This is a genomic window from Nocardia sp. CA-151230 (assembly GCF_050942175.1).
Taxonomy (GTDB): Bacteria; Actinomycetota; Actinomycetes; order Mycobacteriales; family Mycobacteriaceae; genus Nocardia.
In genome coordinates, this window is record NZ_CP192061.1 from 4,728,559 (window position 1) to 4,752,454 (window position 23,896).

Here is a 23,896-nt window from a genome sequence, read left to right on the forward strand (position 1 = left end):
TGAGCCGCCCTCCCCACCCGCACGGCGACTGGGCCCGGCACGAATTCGTGCCGGGCCCAGTCTGTTTCGAGTGGAACCGGTCAGGCCCGCCAGAGCTGATCGCCCGCGCGGGCGACGACGATATTGGGCACCACGGCCGCCGCCGACAACCGGGTGACCGCCAGCGCCAGCTCCGCGATATCCGCGGTGGTGAGCATGGCCGCGGGATCGAGGACGTCATGCTTCCAGACGGTCATATCGGTGTCGACGTACCCCGGTGACAACGCGGTGGCAGCCACACCGTGACGAGACTCCTCCAGCGACACCGTCTCGCACAGCGAGATCAGCGCCGATTTGGTCGCACCGTAGGCGGCTAATCCGGGTTCCCCCACCACGCCCGTGATCGAGGCCAGCGCAATGATTTTCGCGCCTCGGCCGGGATCCGCGGCGGCGCTGGACCGCAGCAGGGGGAGCGCCGTCTGGATGAGGGTCAGCGGCGCCCGGAAGTTGATGTCCAGCATCCGCTCATACGTTTTGGGGGCCATGTCGGCCACCCGGCCCGCCGTGCCGGTGCCCGCGCTCATGACGAGCACGTTCATGCCACCGAACCGTTCACCATGCCCGCGCACCAGGTTTCGCACCTGGTCGAGATCGTTCATCGCTGCGACAGTCGGGTACACCTCCCCCGCGCCCCGCTCGCGCAGCCGGGCGGCGGTGCGCTCGAGCGTCTCGGGATCGCGGGCCGCGATCGTGAGGTCGTAGCCTTCGGCGGCCAGCCGGGCCGCGATCTCCGCGCCGATGCCCCGCGAGCCGCCGGTCACCAGGGCGCTGCGCCGCGCCGGTGGGCTCATGAGAGCGTGTCCAGTCCGGCGTCGAACAGGACCGGCACCGCCCGGCCCACCTGGTCGAAACCAGCCCCGACCGTCTTGCCCGCGAGGAAGCGCTGGTGGATCCCCTCCGCGATGACGGCCAGTTTGAAGTACCCGAGCGCCCGGTGGAACGACAGCCCGCCGACATCGCGACCGGTGGCCATCGAGTACCGTTCGGCCAGATCCGCGGCGGACGGGAAGCCGGGATTGGCGGTGGGTGCGTGCTGCACCCCGAGCACCGGCTCGGTGCGGGGATCCCAATAGACCTGCAGCAGGCCGAGATCCGCGAGCGGATCGCCGAGGGTGGCCATCTCCCAGTCGATCACCGCGGCGACCCGGGTGAGATCGGCGCTGAGGATGGTGTTGTCGAGCCGGTAGTCGCCGTGCACGATGGCGGCCTCCGACCAGGCCGGAAGGTTTGCGCGCAGGGCGTCGGCGAGCCGGTCGACGGTCGAGAGCTCGCGGGTCGCGACCCGGTCCCATTGGCCGCGCCAGCGCCGCACCTGCCGTTCCAGATAGCCGGTTGGACGCCCGAATTCGGACAGTCCGGCGGCGGTGAAGTCCACGGTGTGCAGAGCGGCCAGCGTGTCGACGAGGGCGGCCGCGCAGGTTGCCGCCTGCGCGCTGCTAAGCCTCGCCGCCTCGTCGCCGTCGCGCAGGGTGCGTCCGGCGACATGATCGACGACCGCGAACGGCACTCCGATCACCGCCTCGTCCTCACACAGGCTGACCGCGCGCGCCACCGGCACGCCCGATCCGGCCAGCGCGGCGACGATGCGGAACTCGCGGGCCATGTCGTGGGCGGTCGGCGTCAGCGGGCCCAGCGGCGGGCGGCGCAGCACCCAGTCGTGGACGCCGTCGGAGAGCCGGTAGGTGAGGTTGGACTTGCCGCCCTGCAGCAATCCCGCGCGCAGCGGCCCGGCGGTACCGGGGACGTGCTCGTCGAAATACCGTTGCAGCGCGGGCAGATCCAGCCCGGCGGGTGTCACCGGCCCCGCCGTTCGACCTCGCGAAGCACCCGTCGTGCGATCGCCCAGCGATGGGTTTCGGACGGGCCGTCGTAGATGCGGAACGGACGCACCTCCCGGTAGAGCCGGGCCAGCGGTGCGTCACCGGACACACCGAGCGCGCCGCAGATCTGGAACGAGCGGTCCACGACGCGATTGACCGCCTCTGCCACAAAGGTTTTGGCGATCGAGGTGATCTGCGCGGAGGACACTCCCGCATCGATGTTCCAGCAGGCCTTGAGGGTGATGGCCCGGCTGGTCTCGATGTCGATCTCGTTGTCGGCGATGAGCTGCTGCACCATGCCGAGGTCACCGAGCCTGCCGCCGAACGCTTTTCGGGTCGCGGCCCGGTCGGCGGCGTAGTCGGCCGCCCGCCGCGCGGTTCCCAGCCAACGCATGCAGTGCGTCATGCGGGCCGGGCCGAGCCGGACCTGGGCATAGTCGAAGCCCTGGTCCACCGCGCCCAGTACGGCGTCGTGGCCGACCTCGAGATTGTCGAGCACCAGCTCGCAATGACCGCCGAACATGGACTCGTCGAGGGTGTCGATATCGCGGACCAGGGTGAATCCCGGTGTCGCGGTATCGACCAGGAACATGGTGGCCCCGCCGCGGGACCCGGGCTCGCCGGCGGTGCGGGCCATCACGATGGCGAAGCTCGCGCCGTTCGCGCCGGTGATGAACCATTTGCGGCCGTTGATGAGCCAGCCCGCGGAGGTGCGTTCGGCGCGGGTGGCCAGGGCGGTCGGATCGGAACCGGCGCCTGGCGCGGGCTCGGTCATGGCGAAGCAGGACCGAATCTCACCGGCGGCCAACGGGCGCAGGAATCGTTGCTTCTGCTCCTCGGAGGCGACTTGCTCCAGTAGGTGCGTATTGCCCTCGTCGGGGGCGGCGCAGTTCATGCCGAGGGGACCGAAGAGCGAATAGCCCGCGGCCTCGAAAACTGGTGCGCGGTCGCGCATATCGAATCCGAGACCGCCGAACGCGGTGCTGATGTGCGGAGCGAAGACGCCGTATTCCCGGGCGCGCTCCTGCAGCTCCTTGCGCTGCATGTCGGTCAACTCGTGCGCGTTGCCGCGGAAGGCCGTCTCGGTGGGCAGCGCCACATCGCGGACATAGTCGCGGGTGCGAGCCACGGCGTCGGTGACCGTGGGGGAATGGGCGAAGGAGATCGTCATGAGAGTCGCTCGATAATGGTGGCGTTCGCCATCCCGCCGGCCTCGCACATGGTCATGAGTCCGTAGCGGCCGCCGGTCTGTTCGAGGTGGTTGAGCAGCGTGGCCAGGATGCGGGTGCCGGAGGCGCCCAGCGGGTGTCCGAGCGCGATCGCGCCGCCGCGTGGGTTCAGCCGGTCCGGATCGGCCCCGAGTTCCTTCGCCCACACCAGCGGCACCGGCGCGAAGGCCTCATTGACCTCATAGGCGTCGATGTCGTCGAGGGACAGTCCGGCCCAGGCCAGCACCTTGCGGGTCGCGGGGATCACCGCGGTCAGCATGAGCAGCGGGTCGTCACCGGACACCGCGAACGAGTGGAACCGCGCCCGGGGCGTCAGGCCGAGTTGGGCGGCCTTGTCCTCGCTCATGATCAGCGCGGCCGACGCGCCGTCGGTCAGGGGCGAGGAGTTGCCCGGGGTGATCGACCACTCGATCTCCGGAAAGCGCGCCTGGGATTCGGCGTCGGCGAACGCCGGTTTCAGTACCGACAGCCCTTCGACGGTGGTGGACGGCCGAATCGTCTCGTCGGCGGCGAGCGCGCCCGCGGCCACAAGCTCGTTGCCGAAGCCCCCGGCGGCGGCGCTCGCGGCGGCCAGGCGGTGCGAACGGGCCGCGAACTCGTCGAGCGCGGTGCGGTCGAATCCCCATCGGGCGGTGATGATCTCAGCCGAGATTCCCTGTTGGACCAGACCATCCGGGTACCGATGCGCGATCGGTCCGCGGTTGGCGTCCTGGCCCTGGGTGCTGGAGAACATCCGCACCCGGGACATGGATTCCACGCCACCCGCGATCGCGATGTCGTACGCCCCGGCGATCACGCCCTGCGCGGCGAAATGCGCTGCCTGCTGCGACGATCCGCACTGGCGATCGACGGTGGTCGCCGGAACCGATTCCGGGAACCCGGCCGCGAGCAGAGCCGTGCGCGAAATATTGAGCGCCTGCTCCCCGCTCTGGGTGACACAGCCGCCGATCACGTCGTCGACCAGGGCCGGGTCGAGATCATTGCGGGCGATCAGTTCGCCGAGCACTCCGGCGAACAGCGACGCGGGGTGGGTGCCGGACAGCCCTCCCCCGGCCTTGCCCCTTCCGGACGGGGTGCGGATCGCATCGACGATGACAGCCGATCTCATAGTTCTCCTTCGGGAACGAATACGGGGTAGGAATCGCCTTCGGCCGGGTGCACGAAAGCGGCCCGCATGGGCAGACCGATCCGCAACGCCGACAGGGGAACCCCGGCGAGGCGCACGGTCAGCCAGGGGCCTTCGACAAGTTCGACCATGCCGATCGGGAACGGCACCTCCGCCGCGAAAGCCGGATGCGGCGGATGATGCACCACCGACCACGTCACCAGCTGCCCCGCACCCGACGCGCGCCACCACTCCAGATCGCCGCTGCCGCACCAGGAGCAGGTGCGCGCCTCCAGCCCGAGCAGGTGGGCGCAGTTGCGGCAGTGGCGGATGACCAGTCGGTCTTCCGCGGCGGCGGCGAAAAATTCGGCGCTCCGTTCGTCGGGCACTATCGGTGGACCGGAAATCTCCATGGTCACGCTCCCTTCAGCACGAGGGTCGAATGATGGTCGAGAATGCCGCCGTTGCCACTGACCATGACCAGGTCATTGCTGGGCGCCTGCCGCTCCCCGGCCCGTCCGCGCGCCTGAATGACGGCCTCGGTGAGCGGTGTCATGCCCCACAGGTAGTAGGACGACAGCTGTCCTCCACCGGTATTCAGTGCCAGCGTGCCGCCGGGGCCGAGCCGCCCCGGCTCCGCGACGAACGCCCCGCCTTCGCCCTTATCGCAGAATCCGTAGTCCTCGAGGGTGATCAGGACCGTGAAGGTGTAGCAGTCGTAGAGTTCGAGGACATCGATGTCGTCCACGGTGACCCCGGCCATCTTCAGCGCCGTGGGGCCGGAAACCGCCGCGCCCGTGCGCAATCCGAAGTCCGAGCCTCGTTCGGCCACCTGTCCCGGATGGCCCTGCCCCCAGCCCAGGATCTCCACCGCGGGCTGGGCGAGCGAGCGGGCACGTTCGGCGGTGGTGACGATGACCGCCGCACCGCCGTTGGAGACGAGACAGCAGTCCAGCAGGTGCAGCGGCTCGGCGATCCACCGCGAGCTCTGATGATCCTCGATCGTGATCGGATCCCGCAGCTGCGCAAGCGGATTCAGCGTCGCCCACGCCCGCTGGGCCACCGCGATCTGCCCCAGTTGCGCACTGGTCGTGCCGTAGGTCTCCATGTGCCGGCGCGTGGCGAGGGCGTATTTGGCATTCGCGTTGGTGATGCCGCTCGCGATCGAGAAACTGGCGAATCCGGTGGGTGGTTTGCGGCCGCGCGCGGTGTAGGCGGCACCCGCCGATTCCTTCGGCCTCAGCGGCGCGTCCGCGAAGACGCACGCCACCGCCTCGGCCGCACCACTGGTGACCGCCGCCGCGGCGTAGGAGACCATAGCGCCGGCCGAGGCACCGAAGGCGTTCATCTCGGCGAGCAGCCGCAGATCGCGCAGCCCAAGCACATTCGCCAGCGTGATCGACACATCGCGCTTCATCCCCGCTGAGACCAGCAGCCCGTCTACGTCCGATACCGCCAGCCCGGCGTCTGCCGCGGCGCGGCGAACGGCATCGGCGGCGAAATCGGTGGCACTGCGGCCGTACACCTTGCCGACATCGGTGATGCCGAGACCCGCGATGGCGGCCCGACCGGTATTGCCCACGACCGGCTCCCTTCGATTCATACTTTCCGGACCATACCATAGAGTGTGTTATGGTTGCGTCATGAAGGTAGTAGTCGATCGCACCAAGTGCACCGGTCTGGGTCTCTGCGAATCCCTCGCACCCGAGTTCTTCGAGGTCGACGAGCACGGCGACCTGATCCTGATGAAGGACGAGGTCACCGAAACCGAACGCGCACAGGTGGAGTCGGCCATCGAAGGCTGCCCGACCTTCGCGTTGCGGTTGCTCCGATGAAACGCCTGGTCGTTGTCGGCGCGTCGCTGGCAGGTCTGCGAGCCGTCGAAAGCGCGCGCAAGGCGGGATTCGACGGTGAGATCACGCTGATCGGCGCGGAAAAGCACCTCCCCTACGACCGGCCTCCGCTGTCCAAGGCGTACCTGGATGCACCGGAACCGGAAGTGCCGCTGTATCGCACCCGCGGCGAACTACACGACCTGGGTGTGCAGCTGCGGCTCGGACAACCGGCCACCGGGTTGGACCTCGACCGGCGAACCGTCGACTGTGGCGGCGACACGATCGAGTACGACGGGCTGGTGATCGCCACCGGCGCGACCGCGCGCGCAATGCCCGCCACCGACCGGCTGACCGGGGTCCACACCCTGCGCACGCTCGACGACGCGCGCGCGGTCCGCGCCGCACTCGACGCGGGAGCCCGTACGGTCATCGTCGGCGCGGGCTTCATCGGATCCGAAATCGCCTCGGGCGCAAGGAAACGCGGCCTCACAGTGACGGTGCTGGAGGCCCAGCACACCCCCCTGGCGCGCGCCGTCGGCGACGTCATGGGGGCGGCCTGCGCGCGCCTGCACACGCTCAACGGCACCGATCTGCGGTGCGGCGTGGAGGTATCGGCCATCGAGGGCGATGGGCACGTGGAACGCGTGCGGCTGATCGACGGTTCGGTGATCGAGGCCGACCTGGTCGTGTTGGGCATCGGGGCCGCGCCCGCGACGGGCTGGCTGGAAGGCTCCGGACTCGAGCTCGACAACGGGATAGCCTGCGACATGACCCTGATGGCGGCCGCCGGGGTGTACGCCGCGGGCGATGTCGCACGCTGGCACAACCCGGCCTTCGACCGTCCGATGCGACTGGAGCACTGGACCAGCGCCCAGGAACAGGGGGCGGTGGCCGGACGCAATGCCGTCGACCCGGCACACGCGACGGTCTACAGCACGATCCCCTACTTCTGGTCGGACTGGTACGGATCCCGCATCCAATTCGCCGGGGTACCTGACGCCACCGAATTCGAGGTCCTCGGCTCACCCGAGCACGGGCGCTTCCTCGCACTGTACGGCAATGGCGAATACCTCACGGGCGCACTGACATTGAACGGTCAACCCGACATCATGAAGCTGCGCGCCCTGATCGCCGAACGCACCCCGTGGCAATCCGCTGTCACCTTCGCCCAGCAACGGGCCGCACTGTGGCGAGCCGAGCGGGCCTCCTGACCGCCACACCCGACACAGCCAATCACCGACCGGAGGGGTCATCAGCCACGGTGCGAGCGCGACGTGTTCGGCATCGATGCCCGTCGGTAACGATTTCGACTCGACACAGCGCGGGAGACCCTGTCGCGGAAGCTAATTGAGGCAGCGGCACCTTCGGCGGCTCCGTAGCTGGGTGGCGAACGTTTCACTGGAGCGGCCCGTAGGTTATCCACAGGCGTCATACACCGTGAACTGCGGACTTCCGCTAGGGGTCAGGGGCGTGTGGGCTGCCAGTCAGGCACTCCTCGAACGCCCCGACAGGGACAAAGGTCCTGACCTGACTTCGCGATTTCGGTCCGGGTAGACCGAAATCACGGAGTTCCGTCAGACGGATTCAGGCTGCTTTGCCAGCGGTCCGACTATCGCGTAGGTGAGATACGCCGTGCATTGCTTGAGGCCCGGCGTCTAGCAACCCATCGCTACCAGGTTCTCGTTGGACCGTTGCTCGCCGCAGCGCCTACTACAGCGAGCAGACCCAGGCCTACCCCATTTACCGCTCGGCGCGCAGCAAACGCGCGTTGCCGTACACGCGCGTTGCCGTACAACAGGTGGCTAACGGCTGTCCTTCTCGCTCCCGGTAGCGCTGTCGGCGTTAGGGGTCGTGATCGTGTTGTACATTGCCGATCCGCTGGACAGACCAACCGGGATGCCGAGCATGGCGCCACCGAGTGCACCGCCGATGCCTGCACCGACGCTGGCGCCGACGAGGCATCCGAACACTGCGGCAGGCAAGGCGATCGGGCCTGTGGGCAGGGCGACGAATCCGCCGGTGAGGGCGCCTGCGACGCAGCCGATGCCCATGCCTACGAGCCCGCCACCCATGGTGCCGACGCCAGCGGCGAGGCCGAACTGGGTCGCCACCTTCGCCAGCCCATTGTCGAAATCGGCAGCGGCGTCGACATTCTGGAGTGGGGCGGGGGTATCGGCGGTCGTGGGTGCCGCCTGGGCGGCTCCGCCCGCGAGTGTGACCAGACACGCGCTGGCGGCGACGGCGGTTGCGATTCGGGCGATGTTCATTGAATTGCCTTTCTGGAGTGGTGATTTCATCGATGGGTACGGATCGCGGCGACAGCGGCGCCGGTGAGAGCTGCCAGCAGCAGCGACCAGGGCAGGGAGTTGACCCAGAGGAGGGTGTTGCCGGTCAGGGTTGGATAGTTGGCGATCATGAGGGCGAGTCCGGCTGCGAGGCCGAGGCCGCCGAGTGCGGGGGCCACGATGGCGGCTCCGATCGATTCGCCGCGTCGTTCGCGCAGGAAGAAGCCGACGATCGAGGCGGCAGCGATGGCTTGCAGGGCAACGATTCCTAGGATGCCGAGTCCGTAGAGGCTGATGCCCATGTCGAGGTATGGGTCGCGGCCTGAGAGCGTGAATCCTAGTGTCGTGGCGGCGAGGAGCGTGAGCTGGAATGCGCTGGCGCGCACTGGGGAGCCGTGCGTGGGATGCAGTCGTGCCAGTGAGTTCGGCAGCAGGCCGTCGCGGGCCAGGGCGACGTGGTAGCGGGCGGTGTTGCAGTGAAAGGCCAGGAACGCTGCGAAAAGGCTTGTCATCACGAGGATCTGGAGAAGGTCGGTGAATGCTGTGCCGAGATAGTCGGTGCCGGCGTCGAAGAGGAAGCTCTGGGGATTGGCCTCGGCGACGGCCTTCGCGCGGTCGGCACCGTAGGCCGAGATCGCGGCCCAGGTGGTGATCAGATAGAAGCCGCTGATGATGGCGAGTGAGATGTAGGTTGCCCGCGGTACGGTCCGATGGGGTCGGCGGGCCTCTTCGCTGTAGAGGGCGGTGGCTTCGAAACCGACGAACGATCCGAACGCGAGCATCAGGCTGACGCCGAATCCGCTGCCGAGGACCATCGACGGGCTGAACACCTCGAAGGAGAAACCGTGAAATCCGTTGCGGACCAACACGGCGCCGTCGAAGCTGAGCAGGGCCAGCACTTCTGCGGCCAGCGCGACGCCGAGCACCTTGGCGCTGAGTGTGACCTTGAAATAGGCCAGTATCGCAACGATGGCGAAGAAGGTCATGGCGCATATCTGCCATGGCACCGGGGTTCCGGTGAGGGCCGTGAATACCTCGCTGCCGAAATAGGCCACGGTGCCGAAGATTCCGATCGTAGCGGCGTTGTACGCCACCAGCGCAACGTAGGCTGTCGCGCCACCGGCTCGGGCGCCCAAGCCTGCGCGGGCGAAGCTGTAGAAGCCGCCGACGTCGCTGATCCGGCGACTCATTCGGACAAATCCGATACTGAACAGCGCGAGGATCACACCGGCGATCACGTAGGTTCCAGGCACGCCGACACCGTTTCCGCGGGCGATCGACAGCACCAGCAGGGCGACTACGACACCCATCGGGGCGACGCCGGCGAGCACGAAGAACACGATGTCGGCCGTTCCCATGGTGGCGTCTGTGGAATATCCCTCATCGGGGTGGCGGGCTGGGTCCAGAGCGGTCATGGACGTCACTTTCTTCAGGGAAGGCATGCCTGATAGCCCGACGGCATGGGAAGGCATCCTGTGAGCACGAAGGCGAAGGAATCAGTCACTTGACTGAGATGACGCGGATCACAGTAAACGTGGACGAAGATTCAGCGCAAGCGTTCGTGAAAGAATTTCAGTCTGTTGACCGAGAAGGAGATGTCATGGTTTACGTCGAAGCGTCGGTTCGCCGGCCGCAGATGATCACCGCGGCGCGGCGCGCTATGGCGCGCGACGGCGTGGCCAAGACCTCGATGCGCTCGGTAGCCGCCGAGGCTGGCGTCCCCCTGGGGACTCTGCAGTACGCGTTCCGGTCCAAGGAGCAGTTGCTGCGTGCGGTGATCGAAGATGTAGTCGACGAGATCACTCGGGTGCTGCGGCAATCCGCCGAGGGTGAGGCCGGGCTCGCGAACGCGATCCGCAGTGGCATCCAGAGCTTCTGGTCCACGCTGGTCGCGGGCGGGACCGACCTGCAGACGATGCAGTACGAGCTGACCACGTACGCGCTGCGGGCATCAGGCCAAGAGGGCTTGGCGCGCTGGCAGTACGAGCGCTATGCCAGCGTCGTCGCCGAATGGTGTCAGCACGCCGCTCACGTTGCCGGCGAGACTTGCACGATCCCGTTCGGACGTCTGGCCCGGCTCATCGTCGCCACAGTGGACGGGCTCATCATCCAGTATGTGTGCGACCCGAACCCGTCCCGTTCGGCCGAAGATCTCGATGCCGCGATCGCAATGCTGGTCGCGGCGGCGGGGGTACGCCCAGCTGCTGCGCCGCGAGGTTCGTCCTAGTTTTTCCGGTCAATCGTACAAATCTTTCCAAGAAGGTCTTGCGGCCTGGATCACACTCACGATAGCCTTCGCCACACAATTCATACGAGTGACTGAATTTGAGGAGTGGCAATGCATGACGTCGACGTCGTAGTGGTCGGAGCTGGATTGGCCGGGCTGAACGCGGCCCGCGCACTGGTGGCGGCCGGTCGATCGGTGGCGGTGCTGGAAGCCCGTGACCGGGTCGGAGGCCGGACGATGGGCGGATTTCTCAGCAACGGCGTGCCGGTCGAGATGGGCGGTCAATGGGTCGGCCCGACTCAGGATGCGGTGCTCGGTCTGATCACTGAACTTGGCCTGGAGACCTTTGACGTTTTCAACGACGGGGAGGCGCTGACCGTCGTCGGCGGGCGCGCGGTGCGGTACGACGACGAGACCTTCGGCCTGCCGCCAGCGTCGGCGGCCGAATTCGGGCGGCTGTGGGAGCGCATCGAGACAATGGCCGCCGAGGTCAGCGTCGAGGCGCCGTGGGAGACCCGCGGCGCCGATGAGCTGGACCGTCAGACCTTGGACACGTGGCTGGTCGACAACACCGACGACGAGCTGGCGCGGGGATTCGTCCGCATGCTGGTTCCGGCCTTGTTCTCGGCCGAGTCGCCCGAGTTGTCGCTGCTGCACTTCCTGTTCTATGTCCGCTCCGGGACGAGTTTGGCGACCATGATCGCCACAGCCGGTGGTGCGCAAGAGAGCCGCGTGGTCGGCGGCACACACCAGATGTGCGAGCGGATCGCCGACGACCTGGGGTCTGTGGTGCGCCTGAACACGGTTGTGCGGACCATCCGCCACGACGGCAACGGTGTGACGGTCGATTTCGAGGGTGGCCGGATCACCGGCGGCCATGTCGTGGTTGCCATTCCGACGACATTGGCCGGGCGGTTGCGCTACATCCCGGCACTGCCTGCCCAGCGTGATGGGCTCACTCAGCAGATTCCGGCCGGATCAGTGATCAAATTCCAGATCGGCTACGACACGCCGTTCTGGCGCGAGGACAAACTCAGGGGCTTCGTTTTCAGCATGGACGACGAGTTCAACGTGGTCTTCGACAACTCACCGGCCGACGGGTCGTGCGGTGTACTGGTCGGCTTCCTCGAAGGCAAGAACGCACGCGCAGCTGCGCTCCTCACAGCTGCGCAACGCCGGGACATGGTCGTGTCGGCCCTGGTGAAGTATTTCGGCCCCCAGGCGGCCAATCCCTTCGACATCGTCGAACAGGATTGGTCCGCCGAGGAGTTCACCCGCGGTTGTTACGGTGGCCGGCTCGGCGCAGGTGTCTGGACACAGTACGGCGCCGCGCTGGCGGCGCCCGTGGGCCGTATCCACTGGGCGGGCGCGGAAACCTCCGATATCTGGAACGGCTACATGGACGGCGCGATCCGCTCCGGTCGGCGGGCAGCGACCGAAGTGCTCACCGAACTCGGCTGACCAACGCGATTGCAGAACCGGTGGAGTAACGGTATTCAAGATCTGTCGTATTCCACCGGCGCTGGCCCGGCCCTAGGGCAGCCAGAAGTGCTGCATGCGGCTGATGCGGGGTTTGCTGCGGTGATGCCCTGGGTGTTCGGGTGCGGATACAGCTTGCCGAACGGGTCGGCCCAGTCGTAGAGCTGGCTGCTGAGCCCGAACGGGACGTCTCGCTCACGCAGGCTGGTCAGGATTTCTCCGGCTTCGGCTACGTTGCAGGCGAATCGGTCGAACTTCGTCGCGGTCAACACCACCTGCCGCTCCGTGACGGCAGCGGAAGTGACCGCGGTCAGGGCCGAGCCGGCCGCAGTGACCGCCCCGTTCACCGGCAAGACCATCGTCTCGTATCTGGGCTGGCCATCCTCGAGGACTGAGCGGCAGCGCAGGCCTGCGGACCGGGTGCCGTCCCCCTCGGGTCGGCGTGCGGGACGATCCGCGATTGCTCTATGGGCAGCAACGCATTTCGCGCCTGCGACGCCCGACCCTAGACAAGCGGCACCGTCCCCATCGAATCGTCGTCCTGCGGTAACCAACCCGCGCATATCAGTCTGACCGCGCCGTCGCCAACCACGACACGACCCACAGGCCAGACACCCCGACCGCACACGAAAGCGGTCCCGGCAACCACCGTTACCGGGACCGCTTTCACCTGCCCCTTGACAGAACAACCCACATATCAGAGCAGGATCGGGCCGTGCGGAAGCAGCAGCCGTTCGAGGTGCTCACGCCGGTTGAGGTAGGTCAGCGCAGGTAGCGGCCGTCGATGCCGAGCAGGTCGAACACGTACAGCTGGGCGGGCACCGCCCGGATCAGCGCCGGGCTCGGCCTGTTCACCCCCAGGCGCCGGCAGCGACGGCGGAATGTGGTCCACCCTCAACCAGGCCAACGCCATCGGCCGCATCGGCATGAACGGCGAGATCGCCCTGCACCCCCTGCCGACGGAGGCCGCAGCCCTGGTAAGACTCGCTGCCGGGCGAGACGGCGCGCTGTGGTTCGTCGAGATCGTCGCCGGTCAGATCGGACGGATCACCCCCGACGGCCAGATCACCGAGTTCCCCCTTCTCGACCGCGCCGCCCGCCCCCACGCCGCCACCGTCGACGCCCCGACACCGTCTGGTTCACCGAATGGGCCGCCAACCGCGTCGGCACGATCACCCCCGACGGTTCCCTCACCGTCCACGACCTGCCCACCCCTCACTCCGAACCGCACGGCATCACGCCCGTCCCGACGGCGCGGCGTGGACCGCATTGGAGATCGGCGCACTGGCTCGAATCGCCCCCGCCAGCGTCCACACACCGCAGGCCGCGTAGCCGTGCTCGACCGCGCGCACCCGCGACATGGACCGGGAAGATGAACACTCCGCTACGCTCCGCCCACGACGCTCGGACGGGTTCATGGCGCGGGTGGATCGGTTGCGGAGATGGCGGTCGAGCACCGTGCGACGCGTTCGTGCCCACGCGCGTTCTCCTCGTCCGGCGTTAGTGTGGAACTGTCGAAAGGTGACTTCGTCGTGTCCGGCGCCTGCGCAGATGCCGAGTGGATCGTGCGCCGCTGATGGTGGAGAACGATCCGCTCGGAACTCAGCGTGACGCGAGCCTGTTGGTCGCGTCGGACTTGCGCGCGGCCGGGTTCGAGGACGCCGAGCAGATCGGTCATGGTGGCTTCGGTGCTGTCTATCGGTGCCGGCAGGTGGGGTTGGATCGCACGGTCGCGGTGAAGGTACTGACCGAGGAATTGGGGGAGGAGGACCGGGCGCGGTTCGTGCGGGAGCAGCGGGCGATGGGTCGGTTGACCGGGTATCCCAATATCGCCACCGTGCTCGAGGCCGGTGTCACCGGTGGCGGGCGGCCCTATCTGGTCATGCCGTACTACCCCTTGGATTCGCTGGAGGCGCGGATCCGGCGGGACGGCCCACTTGCGGTGGATGAGGTGCTGACGATCGGGGCCGGGATCGCCAGGGCACTCGAGTCCGCCCACCGGCTCGGCATTCTGCACCGCGACGTCAAACCGGGCAACATCCTGCTCACCGATGCAGGGGAACCGGCCTTGGCGGACTTCGGAATCGCCCGTGTCGCAGGTGGATTCGAGACAGCTACCGGCGTCGTTTCGGCATCGCCGGCGTTCACCGCGCCGGAGGTGCTCGAGGGCCGCACGCCGACCCCGGCCGCGGATGTCTACGGGCTCGGAGCCACCCTTTTCTGTGCGCTGACCGGGCACGCGGCATATGAGCGGCGCAGTGGCGAACAGCTGGTGGCCCAGTTCGTGCGAATCAGCCGACAGCCGGTGCCCGATCTGCGGGACAGCGGGATTCCCGATGAGGTGTGCACCCTCGTGGAGTCGGCGATGCATCGAGACCCGGAGCAGCGGCCGTCGGTGGCAGGCCTGTGTGACATGATCCGCCGGGTGCAGCGGCACCGAGAACTCAACGAGATTCTGCCGCAGGGTGATTCGCGTGCGCCCAGGATCCCGCACCAGACGCTTCCACGAGTTGCGGGCAACGGCGAACCGCTGACCGAGCTGACCAGCTTTGTCGGTAGGCGTGCCGAGTTGTCCGAACTCAAGAATCTGCTGACCGGGTATCGTTTGGTGACGTTGGTCGGGCCGGGTGGGGTGGGCAAGACGCGGCTGGCCCTGCGGGCGGCCTCGGTGACGCGGCGGGAGTTCGCCGACGGGGTGTCGGTGATCGAACTGGCCGAGGTGCACGATCCGTCGTTGGTGGCTGATGTCGTCGCGGCCGCGGTGGGTGTGCGGGTGGAGTCGTCTCGACCGGTCGAGGATCTGCTGGTGGAGTCTCTGCGGTCCCGCGAAACCCTGCTCGTCGTGGACAATTGCGAGCAGATCGTGGATTCGGTGGCGAGTTTGGCCGAGTCGCTGTTGCACGCGTGTCCGAAGGTCAGGATTCTCGCAACCAGCCGCGAGCCACTCGATATCGGCGGCGAAATGGCTCAGCGGCTGTCGCCGCTGGCCGTGCCTTCGCGCCGCGAACCGACATTGCGAGAGTTGCCGAAATACGATGCGGTGACGTTGTTTTCCGAGCGTGCGGCGGCGATTGTGCCCGGTTTCGCGCTGACCGAGAAGAACAAGGCCGCGGTGGTCGCGATCTGTTCCCGGTTGGACGGGTTGCCTTTGGCGATCGAGCTCGCGGCGGCCCGGATGCGGACCATGTCGCCGGAACAGATTCTGCAGCGGCTGACCGATCGATTCGAGCTATTGACTCGGGGCAGCCGGACGGCTCCGACTCGGCAGCAGACGTTGAGCTGGTGCACCGACTGGAGTTATGAGCTGTGTACCCAGGGCGAGCAACGGCTATGGGCCCGGTTGTCGGTATTCGTGGGTGGTTTCGAGTTAGACGCCGTCGAACTCGTCTGCGGAGCCGAGACCGCAGCGGCCGAGCTGGTCGATGCGTTGTCCGGGTTGGTGGACAAGTCGATTGTCGTCCGGGAAGAACCCGAAGGTGTCGTGCGCTTCCGGATGCTGGAGACGGTGCGGGACTACGGGCTGGCGAAGCTGCGGGAGAGCGGTGAGGAAGCGGACCTGCTTCGCCGGCACCGGAATTGGTGCCTGCGGCTGATGCTCGACGCCGAGGCCGACCTGATCAGCGACAAACAACTCGCCTGGCTGAACCGGGTGCATCACGAAGAGCCGAACCTGCGTGCGGCGCTGGAGTTCTGCGAGTCCGACCACACCGAGGAATCGGCGGCGGCCGGGCTCCGCACGACGTCCGCCCTCTATGTGTTCTGGACCGTCCGGGGGCAATTCGGCGAAGGCCGACGCTGGCTCGACCGGGCCCTGGCCCATCCCTGCGCCTCGTCGACCTCGACCTCCGATCAGGTCCGTGCCCTGTATGCCGACATCTCCCTTGCCGCGATGCAGCGGGATTTGCAACGCGCCGCGACCCTGCTGGAGCAGGGACATGCGCTACTCGACCAGGACCACACTCCCTGGAACGAGGCGCTGATCGCGTTTGCCGAAGCGGATCTCGCGATCTACCTCGACGAGCCCGTGCGCGCGGCGTCCTGCGTGGGGCGTGCGATCGAAGTGTTCGGGTCGGATACTCGAAGCTGGTGGTATGTATCGGCCATGTTGGACCTCGGTGTGATTCATGCCCGGCTGGGCGACATCGGGCAGGCGATCGAGTGTTATCAGCGGATCCTGTCCATCACCGAACCATGTGGTGAGTGGTTGTTCCGGTCGCTCGCGATGTGGGAACTCGGGCTCGCGGTGTGGCAGCAGGGCGATCGCGGTCGCGCACAGGAATTGCAGAAGGAAGCTCTTCGGTTCAATCGGCGGGTCCGCAATCCGATATTCGCGGCGCTCGGCCTGGAAGCGCTCGCGTGGATCGTGGTTGATTCCGACGGCGAGCGCGCTGCGGTGCTTATGGGCGCGGCGGACGACCTGATGCGGTCGGCCGCCGGCAGTATCGTCTTCTACTTTCCGGAATTGGATCAGTTCCACCTCGATTACGAGCGAATGGCGCGGAAGGCGCTGGGCGACAAGCATTTCAATGCCGCATGGGGGCGTGGTCGGTCGATGGGTTTCGATGCCGCGGTCGCATACGCGCTGGAGGAAGCGGTGGCTGAAACGCCTTCCACCGGACCGGCGACCCTGACCAAGCGTGAACGCGAGGTTGCCGCCCTTGTCGCCGGAGGACTGACGAACAAGCAGATCGCGACCCGGCTGGTGATCTCCCAGCGCACGGCGCAGGGACATGTCGAGCACATCCTCGCCAAGCTCGGCTTCACCTCCCGTGCGCAGATCGCGGCCTGGATCGCCGAGGAGTCCCGGTAGGTCGAAGCGGGATCTCGGCTCGAGGTCATAGGCGTTCTACGCATCGTCCTACCGAATCTCCGGTCCGGCACGCGTGGTCTTCTCGATCGCGCCGTCGTTCCATGCCCTGGCCCAGCTGAGTATTGACAGAATGGCGGACTTGTCGGCCTTGGCCTGAGATGTGTGGCCGGTGCGCTCACCGGCGGCTTCGGCGCACTGCCCACCGGGCCGATCGCCCTGCCCGCAGCGATGTCGGCTGCACTGCGTCGGCGCTGGTATCGGTGGAGTGACAGTCACCGCTCTGCTCGGCATTCCGGTCGGCTCCGGAAGTCGCACGGAGTGCGTTCGAGAGATGAATTTCGGTGGGTTGCGGCCGATTTCGGCGCACGGCTCCGCCACCGGCCCATCGGCCAGGCGGACCACCTCGTTCAGCATGGTTCGCACGCTGTCGCCGACCAGGTCGCCGAAGGCGCGGGAATCGGGGACCATAAGTCCACCCAGACGTCGCTTGATGACGAAGCCGGAAAGTACTGTGCCTGGCCGCACGTCCATGAAACCCTCTTTCCCCCGCGTGTCCAGCCCGCTGCATCGGTGTTCCAGAAATCCTTGTGTGCCAACCGAACTCTAACGCGCCAACGGTTGCCTTATCACGTGCTGAACAGGCCGCCACCACCAACCGAATGGGGCCCGGTAAAGGGCGAGCTGAGTTTCGGCCCGCCGATTCCGAAGAAACTCGACTCTCCGGAAGGCCTGCGGGCTCACGGCGGTGTGCCACCTACGGTGTCGTTGATCAGGGCGTCGGTGCGGGTCAGCCAGTCGTCCATCTGGGCCAGGACCGCGTCGAGGCGGTCGTCGACGTCGGCGAGCCGTTCGGCGTCGCGGCGGCGGGCGGCGGTGCCGCGCTCGTAGTAGTCGCTGCTGAGCTCGATCTCGACGATCGGCTCCGGCTCCAGGACCGGTGCCGGATTGCCGGAAGCCGGTGTGCGCGACCGTGTCCGGTAGCGCACGGGCTGCCCGGACAGGTGCCGGGTGATGACCGCGCTGATCGAGTCGACGCCGAGGGCGGGCAGGGTCGGCGGCGCGCCGGGGGTGTCGGTGTGCGGGGTGGGAGCGTAGCCGTGGCGGTCGAGCAGCACGAACAGCGGCTGGCCGGGGTCGACGGAATCCACGGGAATCGGTGGGAGGGTGTGTTGTTCGAGGTGATGGGCGAGCAGGGCGTGGCCGCTGCAGCGCCCCGCGGACCTCGAGCCAGCTGCGCAGCGCGGTGACCGGGCAACGGTCCGGGTCGTCGCCGGCGTTGAGCGTGGCCAGCGGCGCGGTGCCGAGGTGGATCACGGCGCGGCCGTCGGCGGCCGTGCCGGGAACGACGTCACCGATGGTGAGTGCGGCGATGGCGGTGCGGGGCAGGCCGGTTCCGGCGAGGGTGAGCAGGGCGGCGTTGCGGCGTCCGGCCAGCCCGGCGGGCCAGCCCCAGCGCGGGATCTGCGGCACGATCTTCTCGGCGAGGGCCCGGATCCGGGCGGCGCGCTGGGCGCGGTCGTCGTCGAGGGCCTGGCGCAGCGCTTCGGCGCGGCCCGGGACCGCGTGCCCGGCGGCGCGGTGGGCGGCGTTGATCGCGGTGATCCGCCCGGCCTGGGTGGCGGTGGCGCCGGGGTGTTCGGCGAGGAACTCCAGCAGGGTCAGCGGCGCGGTGGGCAGCGCGCGACGTTCGGCGGCCGCGCACCAGATGGCGTAGTCGCGCCAGCCGCGGTGATAGCGCGCCGCCAGCCCGGGAGGTGGTGCGGCGCAGACGAATTCGCTGTCCGGGTCGTCGAAGTCGTCGAGTTCGAGATCGTGGTCGGGGGTCACGGCGTTCACAGGCCGAGGTGGTCGGCGGCGGTGTTCCCGGCCCACGGTTGGCTCCGGTCGTATCCGCGGGTGGTGCGAATATCGCGGTGGCGCAGGTGTTTGGCGACGTCGTTGATGCTGACCCCGGCCGCCAGGGCCATGGTGGCGGCACCGCCGCGGGCGGAGTGCCCCTTCAGCGTCTCGACCACGGGGGCGTCGAAACCCGCCTGGGCCGCACGGCGTTTGAGGATGTCGGGCACGACGGCGGGGCGGGTGAGGGCCTTGAGGTGGGGCAGGCCGTCGGCGTCGAGCGGCCGCAGGAGGGCGACGTCGACGGCCTGGAAGCTGGGCCAGGCCCGCTCGCACACGTGCACGTCGGCCGGGGCGGTATCCCGCGCGCACACGCGCTCCACGGCATGCTGACCTGCGGCGGCCGGGTCGGGGTGGGCGCGGGCGGTCGCCCTCGCGACGGCCCGGTCGAAGGCTGCCAGCACCGCCAGCCACCGCAGCACCGCGCACCACGGGCAGGTCCGCGGGTTCTCCCCGCGGGCCATGGCCACGTATTCCATCTCGGTCGGCGACTTCTTGCTGCCCCGGATCCGCACCAGCAGGAACCGGTCGCCCGGGTCGCCGGCGCGGGCGATGTCGGAGACCCACAGCGCCACCAGCTCCGAGCGCCGCAGCCCGGCGGCGAACCCGATCACCAGCAGCGCGGTGTCGCGCCGCGCGGCGACCTGGGCCTTCCAGCCCACCGCGGACTCGTCGATCGCGGTCACGATCGCAGCCAGCGTGTGCGCCAGCAGCGGCGCGGCCTTCGTCGGGCCGATCCCGGCCTTGGTGCGCTGCTTGCGGATCCCGGTCATGGTCTCCGCGACCACCCGGGTGCGGACCGGGCTGTCCAGTCCGGCCGCGGTGTAGTGGTGGGTAATCGCCGCCATCCACGACTCCAGGGTCGTGACCGCGTAGCCGGGGCGACCGTCCTCGGTCACCAGGTCGGCCGCCTCGGCCAGATAGGCCGCGGCCGCGTCGGCGTAGTCCCCGCCAGCCCGGGGTGGACGGGCAGCGGCGGGGCGCCGCGCACCAGTCGCTCCACCGCCGCCAGGAACGCGGCGTAGCCACGGACGGTGTTGGCGGCCTTGGCCTGTGCGCGCCGGGCCGCGACCCGCTCGTGGTCGGCGGCGTCGACGCGGGGCGCGCCGCCCGGCGGCGGGGGCGTGTCGGCGCCGAGCAGCGCGATCGTCGCGCCGGAGCGGGTGCGCCGGTAATCGTGGGAGTCATGGGGTTGGGGTCGTCGTAGGAACTGAAGCACACCATCAACGGCTCATGTGGTGAGCCGATCATGGACATGACCGGGCCGTTCTTGGTTTCACCCTGGTTGACCCGACCCGACCGCAATGGGCCCGGTGGCATGAACGGCCTGTAGTCCGCATCCGGGGAAGGTCCCCAGCCAACGGTGTTCACCCCGGCCCAAGGATCAGACGTGCTGGCATAGGACCAGGTCACATCCATTTCGCTGTAGGGGAACGGCTTCGCCGAGGTTCCAACGATCGTGAAGTCCAGGACCAGGCACGGGAGAGCGCCGAGGCAGTGATCGTCCTTCACTCGTGCGCCGTTGAGCGTGATGTCCGCAGTGGATCCATCAAGAGCGGTCGCGTGAACCGGGTGGCCGATCGTGCCGGCATAGGCGGGTGCGGGCGTGACCTTCGGCGGTGACTGCTCCACCGACGGAATCTCGGCTTGCGCTTGATGACAGGTCGTCGCAACCACGATGGCGGCACCGGCGGCGATCATCCACGATTTCCTCAGCACGCTCACTCCTCATCCGCGAACCGCACAGCATCGCGCATCCGAACTCCAAAACCCATATCTACCAGAGCGTTACGGCACATCCGCCCAAAATCCGGCGGACGCTCCAGCGACCCTTGAACCGTTCACGCCACCGGATACGGTTGCGGCACAGCCACCTCCGCCGCGTCACGATCGGCGCGCACCCCACGAAACGACGGATGCCGCAACAGCCCCCCGGCACTGACCTCCCTGACCTCGATGTCGGCCACGATGACCGGCACCACCCACCGCGCATCCCGGGCGACCTCGCGCGGCACCCAGCCCGCCACCGGCGGATCCGGCAGCTGCAACTGCTGCAACGCCGAGAACAGGACCCGGCGAGCCCGATCCGTGAAACCCGTTCCCGCGGAACCGATATAGCGCAGCGACCCGTCCGGCCCGTGGCCTGCCAGCAGCAGCGACCCCACCATTTGCGGGTCACCGGCCAGGCCGAGGAACCCGACCACCACCGCCTCCACACTGTGCCGGAACACCGTCTTGATCCAGTCCCGCGAACGCTGCCCCGGCCGGTAGACGCTCTCGACCCGCTTGGACACCAAACCCTCGAAATGGGCCTCCGACGCCGCACCCAACAGCCAGCGCGGATCGGTCTCGCCGCTCCACGACCGCGGCACCTGCACACGCCCCGACGCCAACTCCAGCCCGAGCCCGTCGAGCACCTCCCGCCGACGCCGATACGCAAGGCCCATCGTGGAGCGCCCCGCCTCATAGAGCACGTCGAAGACCACGAAAACCGCTGGAGCCTCAGCGATTCGGTGCCTCGTCGCCCGGGCGTGCATCCGTTGCTGCAACCGCGAGAAGCTGGGCACATTCCCAGGGCCGAGCACCACGATCTCCCCATCGAGCATCAACCCGTCCTGGCCGCCCGCGGCGTCTTCCAACCCGGCGCTCACATCGGGATAGGTGCCCAGGCAGCCGACGGTCCTGGCACCTCGCCGGGAGTCGCCAGCATCGGTGCCGGGATACGCACCATGGGCCGAGCGTACCCAAAGAACAGACCGAACGGTTTTCAAACCGCGCCGACTTCGCACACTCACAACGCCCGCCGCAGCCAAGCCTTACGGTCCCGGCTGGACCGCAGCGAAGCGATGTCCGCGAAATATGCGCAGCCGCAACCGGATCGGCCCTGCGTCACAGGTCGAATCGATGCCCCAGTAGCACCCGAAACGCCTCGAGAGCCTCACCGGTCAACGTGGCCTCCAACTCGACATAGTTATTGCGCGCCAACGTCACCAGCGAATACGAGGCGATGACCCGGCCATCAGGTAACGGCATCGACAACAGCGACAACGGAGCCAGCACTTCCCGCGCCTCGATCACCCGCACCGCGCTCACCACCGGCCTCGCCTCCGCGAGCATGTCCGGATCGATCACCACTACCGAATATCGTTGGCGGGTAACCGTTTCCACCGTCCAAATCTCACCCTGCCGCGCCGGACCCTGGGTCACAGACCGGACTCCTGCTCATCCTGGAACGCGAGCTCGAACGACACATCCGCACCGCCAGCCGCCGCCTCGGCCGCCGCCAGCGCCGCGACATCGGCGCGCAACAGCTCACGCCGGATCGCCCGCGCCACGAACTCGCTCTGCTGCCGATTCGGCCCAGCATGCTTGCGCAGCGGCTCCACCAAGCTATCCGGGATCGCGAACGTCATCTTCGTACTCATACAGCCAATTGTATTGCCAAACGGATGGCCATGTCACGGGAGAAGGCGAATAGATGCGCCGACTCGAGGTGTCGGGCCGGTCCACGACGGACCTGCCCTACGCCCGTCGTCGTGAGTTGCTCGAAGAACTCGAGCTGACGGTGGGCCGGGTACAGGTGCCGCCGTACTGGACCGATGTGGACCCCAGCAACTGCTGCGCGCAGTCGAAGACACGACACGCGGCGCGGCGGTAGCGTCGGCCGGAACGACGGAGAGGAGCGGCCGTGTCCGAGCCGAAGGCCGAGTCGGATTCACAGACGGTTGCAGCGATCGAAAAGGCTGCCGCCGGAGCGGATCTCGGCACGTGGGTGGCAACCTATCCGTGGCGGATCCCGCCGGTTCCGTGGCGTGGTTACCTCCTGTGGGGCGGGCTGTGGATTGTCATCGCAGGGGCGTGGGGGTTCGCGGCCGGCACCGCGGCCGGAGGCTGGGCGATCTGGTTTGTCGTCGTGTTGGGTCTACCGCTCATCGCGCGTTCCCGCAGCCGGTCTGGCTTCGCCGACTGGCACGCGCGGTTGGCGCTGTATGAGCGGGGCGTGGTCGTGGTGGGCGAGCGCGGCGCCCTCCACACCGCGCGCTTCGACGCCACACTCGCCTACCTCGTTGCCGCGCAGTACCCGGCCGACGCATTCCGACGCGAGAAGGGCCGGCCGAGACAGTACACCGGCAACCTCACCGACAGTGTGGGACAACGTTTTCCGCTCACCGGCTACTTCGACACCGACTTCTGGTTGCGCGGCGGATATACCGAGCCGGAGATTTGGGCTCCTGCGATTCAAGACGGAATTGTCGACGCTCGATTCGATGCCGCGACCGAGGCACTCGACGCCGGGCAGACCCTCGACTTCGGCCCCGTTCAACTCGCCAAGTCAGGCATCTCCGCCGACCGCCAAACCATCGACCGGGCCAGTATCGAGGGGGTGTCCGTCGATACCGGACGCGTCGGCGTCATCATCGCAGGAACCTGGCGGCCGTTGAATGGCGCCGCCCACGAATCGGTTCCGAACTATCGGCTACTGATCGCACTGGCGAATCACCTCCGCGATGAATCATCGTGAAGGCGCAGGTGACACGGCCGCTGGGAATCAGTTCGAGAAATCTGGTGGTAGCTACTGGTGGGCTCGCCTGATCAAGTGTCGCCAGTCGGGGGTTCCCAGCCTGATCGCCTTGACCGGAGGCGGCATCACGGCGAGGGGATAGTCAGCAAACGCCTTGCGTCCCGCTATCAGCCGGGTCGCCGCTCGCGAGCCTGGATCAAGACCGCGATCCGCAAGCAGGCCGAGGTCGTGGTGGCTGGATTCCTGGGCACCGGCCCCGCGGCGGATTCGTTCTCCGCGTTGGCTGTCGGCGCCCACGACGAGACTGGGGCATTCCGGTTTGTCGGCACGGTGGGCAGCGGCCGAAACGAGCCCGCGCGGCGGCTGCTGCGCGCGGCGATGGACCGGCTGCGCCGCGACGAGATGGCGCTGGCCCCACCACTGCCGGACCTGCTGCGCCACGCCCAAGCGGTGGAACCGGTTCTCGTCGCGACCGTGGCGTACCGCGAGATCACCGCCGACGGCGTACTGCGGCATCCGAGTCTGTTGGGCATCCTCACCGACCGAGCCGCCACAGACATCAAACTGCCGAAAACCGGTCGCTAGCAGCGTCCTGACCGGCGTGAATGCATTCTCCGTGGTATTTAGTAGCGGCTGGCGGTGCCCCCAG

General features: G+C 67.9%; 25 protein-coding genes and 2 pseudogenes. 10 read left to right on the forward strand and 17 right to left on the reverse strand.

The window, feature by feature from the left end; genetic code table 11:
- Nucleotides 1-80: 80 nt before the first annotated feature.
- From ACQP1O_RS22310 to ACQP1O_RS22335, 6 genes are read right to left on the reverse strand one after another with little or no spacing between them, the layout of a single operon-like run.
- Nucleotides 81-830, reverse strand: coding sequence for an SDR family NAD(P)-dependent oxidoreductase (locus ACQP1O_RS22310; protein ID WP_433560436.1), 750 nt, complete (start codon nt 828-830; stop codon nt 81-83).
- On the reverse strand, nt 827-1,837 hold the full coding sequence (locus tag ACQP1O_RS22315; RefSeq protein ID WP_433560437.1) for a phosphotransferase family protein: 1,011 nt from the start codon (nt 1,835-1,837) through the stop codon (nt 827-829). The genes ACQP1O_RS22310 and ACQP1O_RS22315 overlap by 4 nt, the downstream gene beginning before the upstream one ends.
- Nucleotides 1,834-3,030 (reverse strand): acyl-CoA dehydrogenase family protein, encoded by a 1,197-nt coding sequence (locus ACQP1O_RS22320; RefSeq protein ID WP_433560438.1) that lies wholly within the window; start codon nt 3,028-3,030, stop codon nt 1,834-1,836. Before ACQP1O_RS22320 ends, ACQP1O_RS22315 begins: the two co-directional genes overlap by 4 nt.
- The gene (locus ACQP1O_RS22325; protein ID WP_433560439.1) at nt 3,027-4,196 is read right to left on the reverse strand and encodes a thiolase family protein; all 1,170 of its coding nucleotides are present in this window, start codon (nt 4,194-4,196) and stop codon (nt 3,027-3,029) included. The genes ACQP1O_RS22320 and ACQP1O_RS22325 overlap by 4 nt, the downstream gene beginning before the upstream one ends.
- The gene (locus ACQP1O_RS22330) at nt 4,193-4,606 is read right to left on the reverse strand and encodes a Zn-ribbon domain-containing OB-fold protein (RefSeq protein WP_433560440.1); all 414 of its coding nucleotides are present in this window, start codon (nt 4,604-4,606) and stop codon (nt 4,193-4,195) included. The genes ACQP1O_RS22325 and ACQP1O_RS22330 overlap by 4 nt, the downstream gene beginning before the upstream one ends.
- A 2-nt stretch (nt 4,607-4,608) precedes the next feature.
- A complete protein-coding gene (locus tag ACQP1O_RS22335) occupies nt 4,609-5,775 on the reverse strand; it encodes a thiolase family protein (protein WP_433560441.1) in 1,167 nt (388 codons plus the stop codon).
- A 61-nt stretch (nt 5,776-5,836) separates the two neighbouring features.
- On the opposite strand from ACQP1O_RS22335, the gene ACQP1O_RS22340 reads away from it, so the two are divergent.
- Both ACQP1O_RS22340 and ACQP1O_RS22345 read left to right on the forward strand, forming a co-directional pair.
- Complete coding sequence (locus ACQP1O_RS22340; protein ID WP_433560442.1) at nt 5,837-6,028, forward strand: ferredoxin; 192 nt, start codon at nt 5,837-5,839, stop codon at nt 6,026-6,028.
- On the forward strand, nt 6,025-7,239 hold the full coding sequence (locus ACQP1O_RS22345; protein ID WP_433560443.1) for an NAD(P)/FAD-dependent oxidoreductase: 1,215 nt from the start codon (nt 6,025-6,027) through the stop codon (nt 7,237-7,239). The genes ACQP1O_RS22340 and ACQP1O_RS22345 overlap by 4 nt, the downstream gene beginning before the upstream one ends.
- Nucleotides 7,240-7,830: 591 nt before the next feature.
- On the opposite strand, the gene ACQP1O_RS22350 is transcribed toward ACQP1O_RS22345, so the two are convergent.
- Together ACQP1O_RS22350 and ACQP1O_RS22355 are read right to left on the reverse strand one after the other, a co-directional pair.
- Complete coding sequence (locus tag ACQP1O_RS22350; protein ID WP_433560444.1) at nt 7,831-8,295, reverse strand: hypothetical protein; 465 nt, start codon at nt 8,293-8,295, stop codon at nt 7,831-7,833.
- A gap of 26 nt (nt 8,296-8,321) precedes the next feature.
- Nucleotides 8,322-9,728: an APC family permease gene (locus ACQP1O_RS22355; protein ID WP_433560445.1), complete on the reverse strand. Its 1,407-nt coding sequence runs from the start codon at nt 9,726-9,728 to the stop codon at nt 8,322-8,324.
- A 185-nt stretch (nt 9,729-9,913) separates the two neighbouring features.
- Between ACQP1O_RS22355 and ACQP1O_RS22360 the strand changes: the two genes are divergently transcribed.
- Nucleotides 9,914-10,540 carry a TetR/AcrR family transcriptional regulator gene (locus ACQP1O_RS22360; protein ID WP_433560446.1) on the forward strand — a complete coding sequence of 209 codons (627 nt, stop codon included), beginning with the start codon at nt 9,914-9,916 and terminating at the stop codon, nt 10,538-10,540.
- A 111-nt stretch (nt 10,541-10,651) separates the two neighbouring features.
- On the forward strand, nt 10,652-12,001 hold the full coding sequence (locus ACQP1O_RS22365) for a flavin monoamine oxidase family protein (RefSeq protein WP_433560447.1): 1,350 nt from the start codon (nt 10,652-10,654) through the stop codon (nt 11,999-12,001).
- A gap of 35 nt (nt 12,002-12,036) precedes the next feature.
- On the opposite strand, the gene ACQP1O_RS22370 is transcribed toward ACQP1O_RS22365, so the two are convergent.
- On the reverse strand, nt 12,037-12,366 hold the full coding sequence (locus ACQP1O_RS22370) for a hypothetical protein (RefSeq protein ID WP_433560448.1): 330 nt from the start codon (nt 12,364-12,366) through the stop codon (nt 12,037-12,039).
- Between the two features lie 534 nt (nt 12,367-12,900).
- On the opposite strand from ACQP1O_RS22370, the pseudogene ACQP1O_RS22375 reads away from it, so the two are divergent.
- Together ACQP1O_RS22375 and ACQP1O_RS22380 are read left to right on the forward strand one after the other, a co-directional pair.
- A pseudogene (locus ACQP1O_RS22375) lies at nt 12,901-13,080 on the forward strand (virginiamycin B lyase family protein); the annotation flags it as partial.
- Nucleotides 13,029-13,208 (forward strand): annotated as a pseudogene (locus ACQP1O_RS22380) (hypothetical protein); the annotation flags it as partial. The pseudogenes ACQP1O_RS22375 and ACQP1O_RS22380, both read left to right, overlap by 52 nt.
- Before the next feature lie 46 nt (nt 13,209-13,254).
- Here the strand turns inward: ACQP1O_RS22380 and ACQP1O_RS22385 are convergent.
- Nucleotides 13,255-13,380 (reverse strand): hypothetical protein, encoded by a 126-nt coding sequence (locus ACQP1O_RS22385; RefSeq protein ID WP_433568017.1) that lies wholly within the window; start codon nt 13,378-13,380, stop codon nt 13,255-13,257.
- A gap of 197 nt (nt 13,381-13,577) precedes the next feature.
- Between ACQP1O_RS22385 and ACQP1O_RS22390 the strand changes: the two genes are divergently transcribed.
- Nucleotides 13,578-16,829 (forward strand): protein kinase domain-containing protein, encoded by a 3,252-nt coding sequence (locus ACQP1O_RS22390; protein ID WP_433560449.1) that lies wholly within the window; start codon nt 13,578-13,580, stop codon nt 16,827-16,829.
- A 48-nt stretch (nt 16,830-16,877) separates the two neighbouring features.
- Here the strand turns inward: ACQP1O_RS22390 and ACQP1O_RS22395 are convergent, their stop codons facing one another.
- The 7 genes from ACQP1O_RS22395 to ACQP1O_RS22425 all read right to left on the reverse strand — a co-directional run bounded on the left by ACQP1O_RS22395 (nt 16,878) and on the right by ACQP1O_RS22425 (nt 22,150).
- Nucleotides 16,878-17,360, reverse strand: a complete 483-nt coding sequence (locus ACQP1O_RS22395) for a hypothetical protein (RefSeq protein WP_433560450.1) — start codon at nt 17,358-17,360, stop codon at nt 16,878-16,880.
- Nucleotides 17,361-17,566: 206 nt separating this feature from the next.
- The gene (locus ACQP1O_RS22400) at nt 17,567-17,977 is read right to left on the reverse strand and encodes a hypothetical protein (protein ID WP_433560451.1); all 411 of its coding nucleotides are present in this window, start codon (nt 17,975-17,977) and stop codon (nt 17,567-17,569) included.
- A 684-nt stretch (nt 17,978-18,661) separates the two neighbouring features.
- On the reverse strand, nt 18,662-19,624 hold the full coding sequence (locus ACQP1O_RS22405) for a hypothetical protein (RefSeq protein ID WP_433560452.1): 963 nt from the start codon (nt 19,622-19,624) through the stop codon (nt 18,662-18,664).
- Complete coding sequence (locus ACQP1O_RS22410; RefSeq protein ID WP_433560453.1) at nt 19,621-19,944, reverse strand: hypothetical protein; 324 nt, start codon at nt 19,942-19,944, stop codon at nt 19,621-19,623. Before ACQP1O_RS22410 ends, ACQP1O_RS22405 begins: the two co-directional genes overlap by 4 nt.
- A gap of 622 nt (nt 19,945-20,566) precedes the next feature.
- Nucleotides 20,567-21,520: an ATP-dependent DNA ligase gene (locus ACQP1O_RS22415; RefSeq protein WP_433560454.1), complete on the reverse strand. Its 954-nt coding sequence runs from the start codon at nt 21,518-21,520 to the stop codon at nt 20,567-20,569.
- A gap of 94 nt (nt 21,521-21,614) precedes the next feature.
- Nucleotides 21,615-21,860, reverse strand: coding sequence for a hypothetical protein (locus tag ACQP1O_RS22420; protein WP_433560455.1), 246 nt, complete (start codon nt 21,858-21,860; stop codon nt 21,615-21,617).
- Between the two features lie 68 nt (nt 21,861-21,928).
- Nucleotides 21,929-22,150 (reverse strand): hypothetical protein, encoded by a 222-nt coding sequence (locus tag ACQP1O_RS22425; protein WP_433560456.1) that lies wholly within the window; start codon nt 22,148-22,150, stop codon nt 21,929-21,931.
- A 53-nt stretch (nt 22,151-22,203) separates the two neighbouring features.
- On the opposite strand from ACQP1O_RS22425, the gene ACQP1O_RS22430 reads away from it, so the two are divergent.
- The 3 genes from ACQP1O_RS22430 to ACQP1O_RS22440 all read left to right on the forward strand — a co-directional run bounded on the left by ACQP1O_RS22430 (nt 22,204) and on the right by ACQP1O_RS22440 (nt 23,832).
- On the forward strand, nt 22,204-22,383 hold the full coding sequence (locus ACQP1O_RS22430; protein ID WP_433560457.1) for a hypothetical protein: 180 nt from the start codon (nt 22,204-22,206) through the stop codon (nt 22,381-22,383).
- Nucleotides 22,384-22,413: 30 nt separating this feature from the next.
- Nucleotides 22,414-23,247, forward strand: a complete 834-nt coding sequence (locus ACQP1O_RS22435) for a DUF6585 family protein (RefSeq protein WP_433560458.1) — start codon at nt 22,414-22,416, stop codon at nt 23,245-23,247.
- Nucleotides 23,248-23,475: 228 nt separating this feature from the next.
- On the forward strand, nt 23,476-23,832 hold the full coding sequence (locus tag ACQP1O_RS22440) for a hypothetical protein (RefSeq protein WP_433560459.1): 357 nt from the start codon (nt 23,476-23,478) through the stop codon (nt 23,830-23,832).
- Nucleotides 23,833-23,896: the final 64 nt, after the last annotated feature.

Coding starts and splice junctions, on each gene's coding strand:
- ACQP1O_RS22430 (WP_433560457.1), top strand. CDS start 22,204: ATGCGCCGACTCGAGGTGTCGGGCCGGTCCACGACGGACCTGCCCTAC.
- ACQP1O_RS22350 (WP_433560444.1), bottom strand. CDS start 8,295: ATGAACATCGCCCGAATCGCAACCGCCGTCGCCGCCAGCGCGTGTCTG.
- ACQP1O_RS22320 (WP_433560438.1), bottom strand. CDS start 3,030: ATGACGATCTCCTTCGCCCATTCCCCCACGGTCACCGACGCCGTGGCT.
- ACQP1O_RS22310 (WP_433560436.1), bottom strand. CDS start 830: ATGAGCCCACCGGCGCGGCGCAGCGCCCTGGTGACCGGCGGCTCGCGG.
- ACQP1O_RS22340 (WP_433560442.1), top strand. CDS start 5,837: ATGAAGGTAGTAGTCGATCGCACCAAGTGCACCGGTCTGGGTCTCTGC.
- ACQP1O_RS22360 (WP_433560446.1), top strand. CDS start 9,914: ATGGTTTACGTCGAAGCGTCGGTTCGCCGGCCGCAGATGATCACCGCG.
- ACQP1O_RS22345 (WP_433560443.1), top strand. CDS start 6,025: ATGAAACGCCTGGTCGTTGTCGGCGCGTCGCTGGCAGGTCTGCGAGCC.
- ACQP1O_RS22330 (WP_433560440.1), bottom strand. CDS start 4,606: ATGGAGATTTCCGGTCCACCGATAGTGCCCGACGAACGGAGCGCCGAA.
- ACQP1O_RS22325 (WP_433560439.1), bottom strand. CDS start 4,196: ATGAGATCGGCTGTCATCGTCGATGCGATCCGCACCCCGTCCGGAAGG.
- ACQP1O_RS22365 (WP_433560447.1), top strand. CDS start 10,652: ATGCATGACGTCGACGTCGTAGTGGTCGGAGCTGGATTGGCCGGGCTG.
- ACQP1O_RS22355 (WP_433560445.1), bottom strand. CDS start 9,728: ATGACCGCTCTGGACCCAGCCCGCCACCCCGATGAGGGATATTCCACA.
- ACQP1O_RS22425 (WP_433560456.1), bottom strand. CDS start 22,150: ATGAGTACGAAGATGACGTTCGCGATCCCGGATAGCTTGGTGGAGCCG.
- ACQP1O_RS22395 (WP_433560450.1), bottom strand. CDS start 17,360: ATGGACGTGCGGCCAGGCACAGTACTTTCCGGCTTCGTCATCAAGCGA.
- ACQP1O_RS22385 (WP_433568017.1), bottom strand. CDS start 13,380: ATGTCGCGGGTGCGCGCGGTCGAGCACGGCTACGCGGCCTGCGGTGTG.